Raw genomic sequence first — 14645 nt, 5'->3', positions numbered from 1 at the left:
TCCTTATACCTTCTCAGAATGAGAATTGCTGTCCATTTCCTCTTTTCTATCTTTTGATAGGAATTTTTCTTCAAATGGTTCTAACCATATCAGGGCAAGGAGAATGATAAGTGTTGTTATACCTGCGGCTAAGTAGAATCCACAGCCAACCGCTAATCCTACCGCGGCGGTGACCCAGAGTGTTGCCGCCGTAGTTAATCCTCGAATAGACCCTCCAGTAACGATAATCGTGCCAGCACCTAAAAATCCAATGCCACTGATGACATGCCCAACAATTCTACCAGGGTCAACATTTACTTCGTCTTTGAAGGTATCATAAATAAATAAGGAAATAAGCATCATTAATGTCGAACCCAGACATACGAGGATATGTGTTCTCATTCCGGCAGATTTGCGGTGAATCTGCCGCTCTGCTCCAATAATCCCGCCCATAACCACGGTTAATAAAAGCCGTAAAATGATATCTCGAAAATCCATTATTTTACCTCCATTCAGTCCGGGAATGATGGAGTAGTGGAATAGTGATTTTGGGTAACCGTTTAGCCACAGAGGCACAGAGTTCACAGAGAATTAGAGAAATTAGCGACAAATGGACACGAATTATAGTACTTATTAATCGAAATTTGACATAGATATGGCTATGAAATTCCAAATCACAAATTCCAAATTCCATTTAGTGAATTAGTGAATTAAGCGAATTAGCGAATTAGTAAAATCTAATCTCTAATTCACTAATCTCTAATTCGCTTTTTGGTATGTGGAATTTGGTGCTTGGGATTTGGGATTTTTCCCTTATCCACTCTGAGTAAAATTTTGACTAATAACTGCTATATTCCCTCTGTGTTCTCTGTGACTCTGTGGCTATATCCCTATTTTGGCGCCTTCACTCCATCACTCCCATCTGCAAAAACGCTATCATTCTCCCCTTATCCCCTCTTCGATGAGAAAAGAATAAATCACGCTCATCATAAGTGCAATATTGGTTGAGAATAATATTATTAATACCCAGTTCAAGCAATTGTTTTTTATTTACCTTTTGCAGGTTTAAATAGCCATCCTTGACTAAATCTTTATCCTTGATTAATTCCGTCACATCATTCCCGACTTTATAACAGCAGACACCAATTGAAGGGCCAAATCCAACTATGAAATCTTCTGGCGAAGAGCCATAAAGCGTTATCATTTTAAGTATTGCCTTTTGAACAATACATTTCACCGTTCCTCGCCAGCCTGCATGGACTAAACCAATCGCCTTATTTTTTTTATCTAAAATAAATATTGGCAGGCAATCTGCAATTCTAATCGTTAGACAAATTCCTGGGATATTAGTCATTAAACCATCTGCCTCGATTAGTTCATTTCCTGAATTCGGATTCACAGAGTTGAAAGGCTGAACTTGTTCTGGTAAGTTTTCCTCAACAAATTGATTAAAATTATTTTCCCCAATGACATAAATTTCATCACCGTGAAGTTGTGTTGTCCAGGCTATTTGATTAATCCCAAAAAGCTCGTTTAGTCTGGTTTTTATTTTTTCAGGGTTATCCGAGTTAAATTCTCCTATCTCTTTAGTTGTTACGCCATGCAGGACGGATTCAAAAGCAGGCATAACCAGATAATTTAGAGGACCAATCTTTCTTACTTCCCATCCGTTATCCATTTTGCAACATCCTTAGCAAAATAAGTCAATATCATATCTGCCCCGGCGCGTTTGATTGAGGTTAATACCTCTAACACAACCTTTTTTTCATCAATCAATCCTTTATCTGCGGCGGATTTAATCATTGCAAATTCGCCACTCACATTGTAAGCGGCGACTGGATAATGGAATTTGGACTTGACACGATAGATGACATCAAGGTAAGATAAGGCAGGTTTGACCATAATTATATCTGCGCCTTCCTCTATATCCAATTTTGCTTCTCTTACTGCCTCATTGACATTAGCAATATTCATTTGATATGATTTCCTATCGCCAAATTCAGGTGTAGATTGAGCGGCTTCACGAAATGGGGCATAAAAAGAAGAGGCATATTTCACCGCATAAGACATAATCGGGACATCTGTGTAGCCATTTTCATCTAACGCTTTGCGGATAGCTCCAACTCGACCATCCATCATATCTGAAGGAGCAACCATATCTGCACCTGCCTTGACATGTGATAATGAAATTTTAGCTAAAAGGTCTAAAGTTGGATCATTGAGAATCTTGCCACCTTTTACCATCCCGCAATGCCCGGATGAGGTATATTCACAGAGGCAGACATCGGTGATAATCAGTATCTCCTTTACCTTCTCTTTGATAACCCTGACCGCCTGCTGAATAATTCCACTTTCTGAATAAGCCTCTGAACCAAATTCATCTTTTCTTGCCGCTAAGCCAAATAATAGAATAGCCGGGATATTTAAACTAACGATTTGTTCTACTTCTTTGAGCAATTCATCTACCGAGAGATGAAAGTTACCCGGCATTGATGGAATTTCCTGTCTTATTCCTTTTCCATGAACAACAAAATAAGGCATAATCAGGTCATCAACAGATAATGTTGTTTCACAAATCAGTCTTCTGAAATTTTCATTCTGTCTTAATCTTCTTGGCCGATATTGCGGGAAATACATAGTAAAAGATTCAAAACCCCCTTTATTTGTAACCGTTCAGGGCTATACATTAGAAGTGTAAACAAGGAGAAATGGGGAAAATGGAGAATTGGAGAAATGGCTCAAACTTTTTCTTGCTCCAAAATAATCCTATCACTTAACTCTTCTTTTCTCCACTTCTCCATCTTCTCCGTTTCTCCTTATTTTTATCCTACCTAAACTCTTACTATTTTTTAATGCGTCCCGGTTTCAAAATAGGTTTAGTAGGAAATCTTTCCATATCTTTAACATCCATTACACAACGAAAGCCAAGCCACTCTGCACCCTCTTTTTCATTCTTAGCTGCCCAACGGATAGTTACGCGAACATCTGGAGATATATTAAGAAAAGAACCTCCGCGCATTGTGTGCATTATTTTATCCCTACCTTTCCACCAAATACCAGAAGTCATCTCCCAGACATTGCCCGCCATATCACTGATTCCATAAGGGCTATTGCCTGATGGAAAACAGCCTACATTTACAGGGCTATAGTTTGCCTGTTCCCTGCCGTTAAACTTTCCTTCATCTGGCGTCTTTCCCCATGGCCATATCCATCCTTCGGTCCCTCGTGCCGCTTTTTCCCATTCATCCTCAGTTGGTAACCTTTTCCCTGCCCATTCGCAGTAGGCTTTCGCATCTTCCCATCCTACACCGACTACCGGTTGACGCTTACCGTTGAATTGAGGCCAGTCCCAATATTTCGGAGCTCGATGACCTGTTTCTTTCATAAAGCGTTCATATTGTTCATTTGTAACTTCGTAACGGTCTATGTAATAATTCCCAAGAGTTTTATTTTCCGTTGGGAATTCAGATTTATAGATATCCATCATTGGTGTCCCAAGTCTTCTCATAAGATTTCTAATATCATTCTGGTTCATACCCGAAATAAATGGACCTTCAGGGATTAGCACCATTTCAGCCTTATCTTTTATTGATATTATGCTTTCAGGCAATGAACGCTGAGCATAGACATTAGAAATAATGATGAATATTAAAATAATAAGAAAAAACTTCGGAGTTAAAACGATAGACTTAATTGCATAAATAATACTTTTTAATTTCAAAGTCATAATTACCTCTCAATTTTTACTTTTGAGCAATATTGATGGATACGAAACCTGTTCAGTTCCTAATATTATCGTATACTTTTCATAACCATCTTTTTGGGTTATTAACTTAATGCGGTCTTTGTTTCGGTCGAATTCCAGCTTCATCTCAAAAGAACCATCCTCATCTGCTACTTCTTTCCCGATTTCCTGTTTATTATCTGTATTAATAGCAATGATAGTTGCCCCGCTCAAAGGATTACCTGATTCATCACGAACATTACCCACAACATAGACTTTGTCTCTTTTAATCTCTATCTGTTGCGAAGAGTTATTTGGTCCCAACAGTCCGGTTTGATGAAGTGCGATTAGAAGTCCACCTGTTGCAGTGACAAAAGCAGATATTCCAGTGATAATACCCGGAATTGTCAACCAAAAATTCTTACTCTCATTATCACTCATACCTGACATCTTCCTCCTTCGTAAGTATTCACGCCACTAAGATACGAAGGCACATTTCTTGTACCTTCGTATCTGAAGGGCTACCTTTATCTAAAGACATCAATGAATCTACCTTTGATTGGATGAGGAATGGGTTGTATCTCTTCAAGATGAATATTATTTATTTGTTTATGCTGGTACTGTTTTTTCCACCAGTATGGATTTTTGTTACGGTCACCTTTTCTTTTTTCAATTCGTTCTTCTTTTGATAATTGAGTGGTTTGAACTGATGTTTGAGAAGTTTCAGCCTCTAATTCCAGTTTACCTGCTATTTGTTCCTGCCAGGCATTTATCTGATATATCCCGTATATCCCGGCTTGTTGCATTCTACCTACTTCTGCCTGTTGAGCTAAATTAACCTCTATGTCTAATGGTTCCATTCTTTATTTCCTTTCAATATCAGTTTTACTGAACCATAACACTAATGATATTATCAAGTCCTATTTCGGATGTTCCCTGGTCGTGAATAACAGTTAATTTCGGAATCCCATCGATAAATTTTACCTGATATACCATACCAGTGAAAATCTCACCGTTTACCGGGTCTGTAAAATTTACTACTGTATTAAGGAGGGATAATGCTTGAGTTTTTAGCACAGAACTATTAAGGGCTGCGAAATTAGTAGTCAATTCACTGAAATTTTCGTTCAAACTAATCAGTTGTTGTAAATTAGAGAATTCTGCCATTTGACCAAGGAACTCTGCATTATCTAGTGGGTCCAATGGATTTTGGTATTCGAGTTGAGTAACTAATAATTTTAGGAAATCAACTGGAGTTGCTAAAGGAGTAACTGCGGCCATCTTTTTTTATTCACCTCCTCTTTAATTAATATCGACATAGATTATTAAAAACTTAACTGGGGAAGAGGTCAAATTTCTGTCCACTGCTCTCTGTTATCTGAACGCTTATCCCTTTTCAAACTAAAGTGGACCACCAGTGATTATCTTCCCCTGGCTAATGTTAAGACAAAAACCTGTTTTGCTCCTGCTTTCATAAGCACTTTACTACATTCATTTACAGTTGCTCCGGTGGTGAAAATATCATCGACTAATAATAAATGTTTGTTCGTAATTATATTCTGATTTTTTACCGCAAATGCACCTTTTATGTTTTGTATCCGTTGTTCTCTTTCCAGATTCATCTGCGGCGTGGTAAATCTAATTCGTTTCAGGTCAAGATTTAATGGTAGATTAAAATACCTGCCAATATGAAAGGCTAACAGTTGTGCTTGATTAAACCCACGCACTCTAAATCTTTTTCGATGTAATGGCACAGGGATGATAAAGTCAATCTGGCTAATTAAATCTCCTTGTTGTTCTTTAAGATAATTAACCAGTAATTCGCTTAGTGGCTTTTGCATACATATCTTCTTTTCAAACTTAAATATATGAATACTCTCTCGTAAAATACCTTCATAAACACCCATTATTCGTGCTTTTAAAAAGTGTTTTTTGTGAATCTGGCATTCTTCACATAGGGGTTTTTCAATCTCGTTAAATGACTCGACTAACATCTTTCCGCACTTATCACAATAAGGAGGACTGACCCTATTTATCTTTGAGAAACATTCATTACAGATATATTTTTCTGCTAAAGTTGGAAGCAATTTACCGCAAGTTCTACATTTAGATGGAAAGATAAAATTTATTAAATCATCAAAAAGATGCATTTTCGTCTCATTCTGATTCTTTGTAAGCGTTCAGGTGGTAATTTACCACAGAGACGCAGAGGAACAGAGAAGACATAGAAATAAATTATATCACATAAAAAATTATTGATTAAGACATGGAAATACATAGGACATGCTTGCCGAATGTTCAGCACGCAAGCCAGATTTGTTAATTCTCGTCCATAGATTTTAATTTTTTTCTCTGCGTCTCCGTGTCTGTGCGGTGAACGGTTACCAAAAAAGTTGACTTTAAGGAATAATAAATATATAATATTACAGATGAACAAATGGCTATCGTTATTTATTTTCTTTTTTACTTTTGGTGTTTATCTTCGAACATTAACTCCTGGAGTTGGATTAGATGATAGTGGTGAATTGGTTACCTGTGCCTATTTATTAAGCATTGCCCATGCCCCTGGTTATCCCCTCTATCTTTTAATAGGTAAAGTCTTTACCTTTCTTCCATTTGGCGAGATTGCCTTCAGATTAAACTTAATGTCCGCTCTCTTTTCTGCACTTAGTTGTAGTTTGATATTTCTCATTATCTTTTTCATTACCCGGTCTCGATTTTCAGGGTTAATGTCCAGTTTTTGTTTTGGGTTTTCTTATACCTGCTGGACGCTTTCGATCAAAGCTGAGGTCTATACACTCAATATTTTCCTCCTAAGTCTATTAATCGTAATCTTTTTAATCTGGCGGCAAGGCAAAAAAACACTTTTGCTTTACCTTTTCTTTTTTATCTATGGTTTAAGCCCTGGGAATCATCTGACAATTATCCTTTTTCTACCTATTTTTTTCTATTTTATTATCAAAGAACGAGTTAGACAGCTGGGTAAATTCATCTTGCCTTTTTTCCTCGGTTTGAGTATCTATCTTTACATTCCCATACGGTCATTTGATGATATTATCGTAGTCAACTGGAGTAAAGTTACTACTTTCAATGATTTTTTCAACTATATCTCTGGTAGCCACTTTAAGAAATTACTCTTTTGTAGCCCAGTTTTTGAGGTCACTAAAAATTTGTGGCATTATTTTCTCTTACTCATTACCCAATTTCCTGCTTTTGCCTTTAGTTTCGGAATTATAGGTTTCCTTAAATCATTTAATAAAAATTTTACACTTCTTATCTCTTTAATGTGGTTATTTTTGGTTATATTTTGTATAAATTATGATATTGGTGATATTTGGAGTTTATATCTTCCCACTTATCTATTCTTTTCATTATTCATTGGCATGGGAATTTGGTTTTTAATCAAAAGGACTTCGCCGCATAAACAACTCTGGACACAAGCCATTATAATTATTAGTTTATTTTTTTCTTTTCAATTACCATATTGGCTGGGTGGATATAAAATTGACCGGAGCAAGTATTTTTCCCCCTATGACTTTTGTTCTCAAGCATTACGCTGGCTACCGCATAATTCTTTAGTCATCTCTAATTGGGGGTATGCGACTTGTTTTTGGTATTGCCAGAATGTTTCTTTTCTCCGCAAAGACATTAAGGTTGTTACTTGCAAAAAGGAAAAGGGAAATTTAGAAATAATGCTAAAAAAATACCCTTCTTATTCTTCTATCTATCTTATTTATCCCCGATATGAATATTTTTCAAGTCCAAGGAATGCTATTTTTAAAATTTGTAAAAGGGAAATAAAGAAACTGAGATGAGACTATTTTTCTGGGATTTGTTTTAATTTAGCATCTATTTTCCGCGTTAATCTATCAAGTTTAAAATCAATAGTTTTTTTTAGCTTAAATAGCTCATCAGCGATATGAAGAGCGGCTAATATTGCGATTTTGCCGGTGGAGACAGTATCCGTTTTTTGGGTAATATTTCGCATTTTTTCATCGACAAATTGAGCCAGTTCTGCCGTATATGTAGGATTTTCATCACTTTTAATGGTATAAGTAGCGCCAAAGATTTCTACCTCGATCTTATTTTGCTCCATAGCGGTTTAAATATCCCCCTATCGAAGGATTTATCTTAACACCTTCTCGGTCATAGTAAGTATATTATTTATTCTTTCCTTCAATTGTTTTTGTTCATCCTTCAATGATTGATTTTCGGATTTAAGTGCCTCAAGATCGCCATAAGGAAACTCGGCTATTCGTTCATGGAGTTGTTGGTTTTCTTTCGTTAAACGTTCTATTTCATCCAATAGTTTATTTACCCGTTCTTCTAATCGCGTCAAATTATCTATCGTCATTTTTACTCCCTCCTTACTTTTGGTAATTGGTAACTGGTAATTGGTAATTAGTTATCCGTTACTTACTTTTAATTTCGTGAAGCCCTATACATAGAAGATAGTTTATTAACTTTAATCGTCAATTTTGATTTCCGTCTGCCCGCATTATTTTTGTGAATAATGCCTTTACTCACTGCCTTATCCAGCATTTTAATGGATGTATTTAAGGCATTTTTTGCGGATTCGACATCTTTTTTCTCAACTGCCTCAATTACTTTTTTAGTATAAGTTTTTAGAGTTGATTTAACCGCAACATTGTGTTGTCTTCTTGTTTCATTTTGTCTTGCTCGTTTAAGAGCAGATTTATGAATTGGCATTTTTAACTTCCTCCTTATAATTGGTAACTGGTAATTGGTAACTGGTAATTGGTAACTGGTAATTGGTAACTTGTTAATAATATAACATATTATCTTTTAAATGTCAAACTAAATTTTTTTCATTTATTTTTTTAATGAGCATGCCGGCGAAGTAGCCAGCACCAAAACCATTATCAATATTTACGACGGCTATTCCTGGGGCACAGCTATTTAACATTGTTAATAATGCCGCAAGTCCCCTGAAACTTGCTCCATAACCAACACTTGTTGGCACGGCGATAATTGGCACATCGACTAATCCACCCACCACACTGGCTAATGCCCCTTCCATCCCTGCAACAACAATAATTATTCCTGCCCGGGTAAGTTTTTCTTTCTGATTTAATAATCTATGAATTCCCGCTACCCCAACATCATAGAGTTTTTCTGTTTTTATCCCTATAATCTCTATTGTGACGGCAGACTCCTCAGCAATAGGTATATCAGATGTGCCCGCAGTAATAATTAAAACAGATGGTAAGGATAAATTTTGACTAACTGAGGATTGAATTATGGTTATAGTTGAGGCAAGTTTGTTGTAATCTGCCCGCATATCAATCTTATGAACGGCACGATACACCTCATCAGAGGCTTTAGTGATAAGGATATTACTTCCTTGTTTAAGCATTGATTTAACTATCTCAACTATTTCTACGGTTCTTTTACCTTGTCCAAAAATAACCTCCGGAAATCCCTTTCTTAATGCTCGATGATGGTCAATATGGGCAACTACCTCAGAATTAACCTCTAACCCTTGATATGGCAGAAATTTTAATGTGTCCAATGCCTCTTCTATTGTTAATCTTCCTTCCTTAACCCCATCTAATAATTGCCTAATTAGGTTTATTTCCATTATTTGTAAGTATATCAAACATTTTAGATGCCGTCAACTAATTTTTAATTGACAACGAACTTATTTTATGATATTATTATACTTAAATAAATCAGGTTTGCAAGAATTTCAATCCAAAAGGGGAGAAGTTCAAGCGGTTGAAAAACAATCTTTTTATTTGACCTCTGAACCCATTAAACCCTCTATGGAAAAGTTTTGCAAACCTGCTGATTGTAGGTATGTATAGATGAAGTTTAGTAAAATTAAAGAGGCTATTGAAGATCTGAAACAAGGTAAATTAATTATCGTTGTTGATGATGAAGATAGGGAAAATGAAGGGGATTTGGTTTGTCTGGCAGAATATGTTACCCCAGAACATATAAATTTTATGGCTAAATATGGGCGAGGATTAATTTGTCTGCCTGTTATTGGTTCGAGATTAGATGAGTTAAATATCCATCCGATGGTCAAGGAACCAACAGATATTTTAGAAACCGCATTTACTGTTTCTATTGATGCTAAGGATGGAACAACAACAGGCATTTCTGCCCACGACCGGGCACAGACAATAAAGATTGTCTTAAATCCTGATTCTAAACCTGATGACCTCAGACGACCTGGCCATATCTTCCCATTACGGGCTGTAGAAGGTGGTGTTTTGAGAAGAGCCGGCCATACAGAGGCGGCAGTAGATTTAGCCAAATTAGCTGGTTGTTATCCCGCAGGGGTAATTTGTGAAATAATGGATGAAGACGGATATATGGCTCGACTCCCATCTTTAATAAAATTCGCCTCAGAGCATCACCTGAAAATTATTACTATCGCTGACCTTATCCATTATCGAAGACGCTCGGAAAAATTGATTGAGAAAGTAGCCGATGCATTCCTGCCAACGGCTTATGGCCAATTTAGAATGTGCGGATATGAATCTCTCTTAGATAAACATATTCATGTCGCTTTAATAAAAGGAGATGTATCCGGGGCTAAAAATGTTTTAGTCCGTGTCCATTCCCAATGTTTAACCGGTGATGTCTTTAAATCAACACGATGTGACTGCGGTTCACAATTTGACTATGCCTTGAAAATGATTGAAAAAGAGGAAAAAGGCGTTTTACTTTATATGTGCCAGGAAGGTAGAGGAATTGGTTTGCTGAATAAGATAAAGGCTTACGAGTTACAGGATAAAGGCATGGATACGGTTGAGGCAAATGAAAAATTGGGTTTTCCAGGAGATTTGCGTGATTATGGAATTGGTGCTCAAATACTGGTGGAATTGGGTCTATCAACCATTAGATTATTAACCAATAACCCTCGCAAAATTGTTGGAATAGAAGGTTATGGATTACAGGTCGTGGAAAGAGTTCCAATAGAAATAACACCAACGGAATTCAATGTTGATTACTTAAAAACCAAAAAGGAAAAATTAGGACATTTGCTGGAAGTTTAACAAAACGGAGGTATAAAAATAATGGTGGATAAAAAAGTAGATGGAAGACAAGCATCAGAATTAGTTAGAGACTATTTTGATAATGTCCACGGTAATTTTATGGTCTGCGATTTTAGAATTAAAAAGACAGAATTTGACTCAAAAACAAAACACTGGATAGTCAATTGTTCATTTCTACCTCATATGAGTGCTCGGGAAAGAATAGAATATGAAGTGGAGGTTAATGCTCAAGAACCTATGATAGAAAGAGTAACTTTATTAGATGAAGTTACTGGAGATAAAGAAAAAATAATCGAGGAGTTGGAGCATAGGTTGAGAGTTGCAGGTTAAAGGATAGGTAACTTCAGATAAGGGAAAAAACTAATCCAGAAGTTGGTAAAAAAAAGAGTAACTGGAGTGAGGGAATAAATGACTAAATTCCCAACAAAAATAATTATGGATACAGGGCCATTATTTGACCTTTTATTAGCAAATTGCTGGTGGAAATACTTCAGAACATTTCCAACAGAACATTTGAGATATATTAGAAATGAAAGGCAGTATAAAAATCTCAGGGATTATATCTTCAGTATTGAATTAATCCTTATAACTCCTTATGTTCTGGCAGAGATTAATTACCAACTTAGAAAGATAAAGGATAAAGATGGGATATATAATAAATTTTGGAAATTAACTATTGAGCTCTTAAAAGATAATAAATTTCAGGAGGGAGTAATTAAAATAGTAGAGATAGACTTACAAGCATTATCCAATTTTGGACTAACAGACGCAGTTTTAATATTATTAACAGGGAACACAAGATTGCCTATCTTTACTGGTGACTCGCCATTAAAGAATTACTGCAAAGTTAAGGGATTGGATAGTCTATTTATTTATGACATTACAGAATCTAAATTTCGATAAAAGGGGGATAGAACAAATGGATGAATTAACGCCAAGAAGGATAGTTGAAGAGTTAGACAAATACATCATTGGTCAAAACGATGCTAAAAAATCTGTAGCTATTGCCTTACGAAATCGGTATCGAAGACAACGACTGCCGGATGAATTAAAAGATGAAGTCGCACCTAAAAATATCATTATGATAGGTTCTACGGGTATCGGTAAAACAGAGATTGCCAGACGACTGGCTCACTTAGCTAAAGTGCCTTTCTTGAAGGTAGAAGCGACTAAATTCACTGAGGTTGGTTATGTGGGTCGAGATGTGGAATCTATGGTTAGAGACCTGACTAATCTGACGCTTAATATGGTCAAGTCTGAGGCAATTGAGTCGGTTAAGGGGAAGGCGGATGAGTTAGCAGAAGAAAGGATACTGGATCTTCTTCTTCCTGTTCCAAGAGGTAGAGGCAAGAAGAAACTTACCACACCGTTTATTCCATTTATGGAGATAGAACCTGAGTCAGAAGAGGTTGATACCAAAGAGAGATTTGCCGCTACCCGCGAAAAATTGCGAGAGCAACTCCGTCAGGGTGTTCTGGAAGATAGAATGATAGAGATTGAGGTAAAAGAAACAGTGCTACCAATGATAGAGGTTTTTGCCGGCAGTGGCATAGAAGGAATAGATATGGGACTAACGGATGCCTTGAGTACCGTTCTACCATCAAAACTTAAAAAGCGAAAGGTAACGGTTGCTGAAGCCCGAAGAATATTAGCTCAAGAAGAATCTCAAAAAATAATCGATATGGAAAAGGTAACTAAAGAGGCTATTTCCCGCGTAGAAAATCAAGGGATAATATTTTTAGATGAATTAGATAAAATCGCGGGTAGTGGAACGCCAGGAGGAGGACCTGATGTCTCACGAGAAGGGGTTCAACGGGATTTATTGCCTATTGTTGAAGGTTCTACGGTCAATACCCGCTATGGACCTGTGCGAACTCAACATATCCTCTTTATTGCCGCCGGAACTTTTCACAATTCCAAACCGTCTGATTTAATCCCTGAGTTGCAAGGTAGATTTCCAATTCGAGTTGAGTTAAACACATTAACCGAAGAACAATTTAAACAAATCCTGACTCAACCTCAAAATGCCTTGATTAAACAGTATGTTGCCTTATTAGAAACAGAGGAAATAAAAATAAAATTCACAGAAGATGCCATAGACGAAATGGCTTCTATGGCGTATGCTATAAATGAACGAACCGAAAATATCGGGGCAAGAAGATTACATACGATTATTGAAAAGGTAGTTGAAGATATTTCCTTTGAGGCACCAGAAATCTCGACTAAAGAGATTATTATCGACCGTGAGTATGTCCGCAAAAAATTAGAAGATATTGTTAAGGATGAGGATTTAAGCAGGTATATACTTTAAAAATTAGGTAACTATTTACCCAAATGAAGTGCAAGGTAATCGGTAATCAGGTAATCGGTAACACCCAATTGATCTTTTCCCTTTACCGATAACCTGATGACCGATAACTGATTACCTGAATTTCACTTCAGATGGCTAAAATGTTACAATTCTCTGTGAACTCTGTGCCTCTGTGGCTGAACGCTTACTAAAGAAAGGAGATGAAGATGTTAGATATAACACAGATTCAAGAAATTTTGCCACATCGGTATCCATTTCTGTTAATCGACCGTATTATTGAGATGGAAAGGAACAAAAGAATAGTGGGGATAAAAAATGTTACCTGTAATGAATCTTTCTTTCAGGGACATTTTCCAGGACATCCGGTTATGCCCGGAGTCCTTATCCTTGAGGCAATGGCACAGGTCGCGGGTGTTCTTATGCTCTCTGAACCTGAACATACGGGTAAGATTGTTTATTTTACAGGAATTGACCATGCAAGATTCCGTAAAACAATTATCCCAGGAGACCAGTTGCGGTTTGAAATAATTCCAATTAAAATTCGACAAAAAGTTGCGGTTATGGAGGGAAAAGCTTATGTAGAGAATAAATTAGCCGCTGAAGCAACATTAATGTTTGCTGTATCTGAAAAGGAGTCGAGATGATTCACCCAACGGTAATTATCCATCCAAAGGCAAAATTAGAAGATGATGTAGAAATTGGTCCTTTTAGTATCATTGAAGAAAATGTGATTATCAGGCAAGGGACTAAAATCGGGGCTAATGTTATTATAAACGGTTGGACCACGATTGGCAAAAACTGCACCATCCACATGGGCTGTGTTATTGGTCATGAACCTCAAATCAAAAATTATGAAATCAAGGAATCGTATTGTATCATTGGAGATAATAATATTATTAGAGAGTATGTTACTATTCATCGCGGCTGGAAGGAAAAGGAAAAAACAGTTATTGGCAATGACAATTATCTGATGGCTAATAGCCATATCGCTCATAATTGTGAAATAGGCTCAGGCGTAATTATAACTAATGGTACTCTCTTAGCTGGCCATGTGAAGGTTGAAGATAAAGCGGTCATCTCAGGATTAGTCGGAATTCATCAATTTTGTAGAATCGGTAGCTATACTATGATTGGTGGATTATCGCAGGTAACTCAGGATGTCCCACCTTATATCTTAGCTGATGGTAATCCATTAGTCATTCATGGGATAAATTCTGTCGGGCTACGAAGAGCAGGTTTTTCACAAGAAATCCGCAATAACCTCAAATCTGCTTACAAAATCATTTATCGCTCTAAACTTAATACCTCTCAAGCTCTAAAAAAAATAGAGGAAGAATTACCTACCTCTCCTGAAATTAATCATCTCATAGACTTTATTAAAAACTCTAAACGAGGTATTTGCCATGATGTGGATAAAACTTGTAGGTAAACTGTAAAAGTAAGTAAAAAGTAAAGTAACTATTCACCACGAAGGGTACGGAAAGCACGAAGTGAAATTTGATGAATTATCGAATAGAGTCATTGGATGCGCTATAGCGGTGCATCGAACTCTTGGGCCAGGTTTGCTTGACACCGTGAAGAGTGATAATTCACAATTCACAAT

At 36.7% G+C, this 14645-nt stretch carries 20 protein-coding genes; 8 read left to right on the top strand and 12 right to left on the bottom strand.

The features are described 5' to 3' along the window. Positions 1-3 precede the first annotated feature (3 nt). The 8 genes from AB1414_02635 to AB1414_02600 all read right to left on the bottom strand — a co-directional run bounded on the left by AB1414_02635 (position 4) and on the right by AB1414_02600 (position 5853). Entirely contained in the window at positions 4-477 is a 474-nt protein-coding gene (locus tag AB1414_02635; GenBank protein ID MEW6606339.1) for an MgtC/SapB family protein, read from the bottom strand. Between the two features lie 406 nt (positions 478-883). Next, a complete protein-coding gene (gene pgeF / locus AB1414_02630) occupies positions 884-1657 on the bottom strand; it encodes a peptidoglycan editing factor PgeF (GenBank protein MEW6606338.1) in 774 nt (257 codons plus the stop codon). Beyond that, positions 1636-2616 carry a porphobilinogen synthase gene (gene hemB, locus AB1414_02625; GenBank protein ID MEW6606337.1) on the bottom strand — a complete coding sequence of 327 codons (981 nt, stop codon included), beginning with the start codon at positions 2614-2616 and terminating at the stop codon, positions 1636-1638. Before hemB ends, pgeF begins: the two co-directional genes overlap by 22 nt. A 205-nt stretch (positions 2617-2821) precedes the next feature. Further along, positions 2822-3706, bottom strand: coding sequence for an SUMF1/EgtB/PvdO family nonheme iron enzyme (locus tag AB1414_02620; GenBank protein MEW6606336.1), 885 nt, complete (start codon positions 3704-3706; stop codon positions 2822-2824). A 9-nt stretch (positions 3707-3715) separates the two neighbouring features. Next, positions 3716-4144: a carboxypeptidase-like regulatory domain-containing protein gene (locus tag AB1414_02615; GenBank protein MEW6606335.1), complete on the bottom strand. Its 429-nt coding sequence runs from the start codon at positions 4142-4144 to the stop codon at positions 3716-3718. 86 nt (positions 4145-4230) lie between these two features. Continuing rightward, complete coding sequence (locus tag AB1414_02610; protein MEW6606334.1) at positions 4231-4563, bottom strand: hypothetical protein; 333 nt, start codon at positions 4561-4563, stop codon at positions 4231-4233. Between the two features lie 25 nt (positions 4564-4588). After that, complete coding sequence (locus AB1414_02605) at positions 4589-4984, bottom strand: flagellar hook capping FlgD N-terminal domain-containing protein (protein ID MEW6606333.1); 396 nt, start codon at positions 4982-4984, stop codon at positions 4589-4591. Positions 4985-5124: 140 nt separating this feature from the next. Then, on the bottom strand, positions 5125-5853 hold the full coding sequence (locus AB1414_02600; GenBank protein ID MEW6606332.1) for a ComF family protein: 729 nt from the start codon (positions 5851-5853) through the stop codon (positions 5125-5127). Positions 5854-6132: 279 nt separating this feature from the next. Here AB1414_02600 and AB1414_02595 point away from each other — a divergent pair, with 279 nt between their 5' ends. After that, a complete protein-coding gene (locus tag AB1414_02595) occupies positions 6133-7518 on the top strand; it encodes a DUF2723 domain-containing protein (GenBank protein ID MEW6606331.1) in 1386 nt (461 codons plus the stop codon). 2 nt (positions 7519-7520) lie between these two features. Here the strand turns inward: AB1414_02595 and AB1414_02590 are convergent, their stop codons facing one another. The 4 genes from AB1414_02590 to larB all read right to left on the bottom strand — a co-directional run bounded on the left by AB1414_02590 (position 7521) and on the right by larB (position 9305). Next, positions 7521-7799, bottom strand: a complete 279-nt coding sequence (locus AB1414_02590; GenBank protein ID MEW6606330.1) for a cell division protein ZapA — start codon at positions 7797-7799, stop codon at positions 7521-7523. Positions 7800-7829: 30 nt separating this feature from the next. Beyond that, the gene (locus tag AB1414_02585) at positions 7830-8057 is read right to left on the bottom strand and encodes a cell division protein ZapB (protein ID MEW6606329.1); all 228 of its coding nucleotides are present in this window, start codon (positions 8055-8057) and stop codon (positions 7830-7832) included. A gap of 68 nt (positions 8058-8125) precedes the next feature. Continuing rightward, complete coding sequence (gene rpsT, locus AB1414_02580; protein ID MEW6606328.1) at positions 8126-8413, bottom strand: 30S ribosomal protein S20; 288 nt, start codon at positions 8411-8413, stop codon at positions 8126-8128. A 103-nt stretch (positions 8414-8516) separates the two neighbouring features. Beyond that, the gene (gene larB, locus AB1414_02575) at positions 8517-9305 is read right to left on the bottom strand and encodes a nickel pincer cofactor biosynthesis protein LarB (protein ID MEW6606327.1); all 789 of its coding nucleotides are present in this window, start codon (positions 9303-9305) and stop codon (positions 8517-8519) included. A gap of 67 nt (positions 9306-9372) precedes the next feature. Here larB and AB1414_02570 point away from each other — a divergent pair, with 67 nt between their 5' ends. The 7 genes from AB1414_02570 to lpxA all read left to right on the top strand — a co-directional run bounded on the left by AB1414_02570 (position 9373) and on the right by lpxA (position 14471). Further along, the gene (locus AB1414_02570) at positions 9373-9531 is read left to right on the top strand and encodes a hypothetical protein (GenBank protein MEW6606326.1); all 159 of its coding nucleotides are present in this window, start codon (positions 9373-9375) and stop codon (positions 9529-9531) included. Next, on the top strand, positions 9532-10731 hold the full coding sequence (locus tag AB1414_02565) for a bifunctional 3,4-dihydroxy-2-butanone-4-phosphate synthase/GTP cyclohydrolase II (protein ID MEW6606325.1): 1200 nt from the start codon (positions 9532-9534) through the stop codon (positions 10729-10731). Positions 10732-10752: 21 nt separating this feature from the next. Further along, on the top strand, positions 10753-11061 hold the full coding sequence (locus tag AB1414_02560; protein ID MEW6606324.1) for a hypothetical protein: 309 nt from the start codon (positions 10753-10755) through the stop codon (positions 11059-11061). 78 nt (positions 11062-11139) lie between these two features. Continuing rightward, positions 11140-11634, top strand: a complete 495-nt coding sequence (locus AB1414_02555) for a hypothetical protein (GenBank protein MEW6606323.1) — start codon at positions 11140-11142, stop codon at positions 11632-11634. Positions 11635-11650: 16 nt separating this feature from the next. Beyond that, positions 11651-13042: an ATP-dependent protease ATPase subunit HslU gene (gene hslU / locus AB1414_02550; protein ID MEW6606322.1), complete on the top strand. Its 1392-nt coding sequence runs from the start codon at positions 11651-11653 to the stop codon at positions 13040-13042. 206 nt (positions 13043-13248) lie between these two features. After that, entirely contained in the window at positions 13249-13686 is a 438-nt protein-coding gene (fabZ, locus tag AB1414_02545; GenBank protein ID MEW6606321.1) for a 3-hydroxyacyl-ACP dehydratase FabZ, read from the top strand. Continuing rightward, positions 13683-14471 carry an acyl-ACP--UDP-N-acetylglucosamine O-acyltransferase gene (gene lpxA, locus AB1414_02540; protein ID MEW6606320.1) on the top strand — a complete coding sequence of 263 codons (789 nt, stop codon included), beginning with the start codon at positions 13683-13685 and terminating at the stop codon, positions 14469-14471. Before fabZ ends, lpxA begins: the two co-directional genes overlap by 4 nt. Positions 14472-14645: the final 174 nt, after the last annotated feature.

Source organism: bacterium, from assembly GCA_040755795.1.
GTDB lineage: Bacteria > UBA9089 > CG2-30-40-21 > CG2-30-40-21 > SBAY01 > JBFLXS01.
Note: the sequence above shows the minus strand (reverse complement) of the source record. Positions and strands in the feature narration are given on the sequence as shown.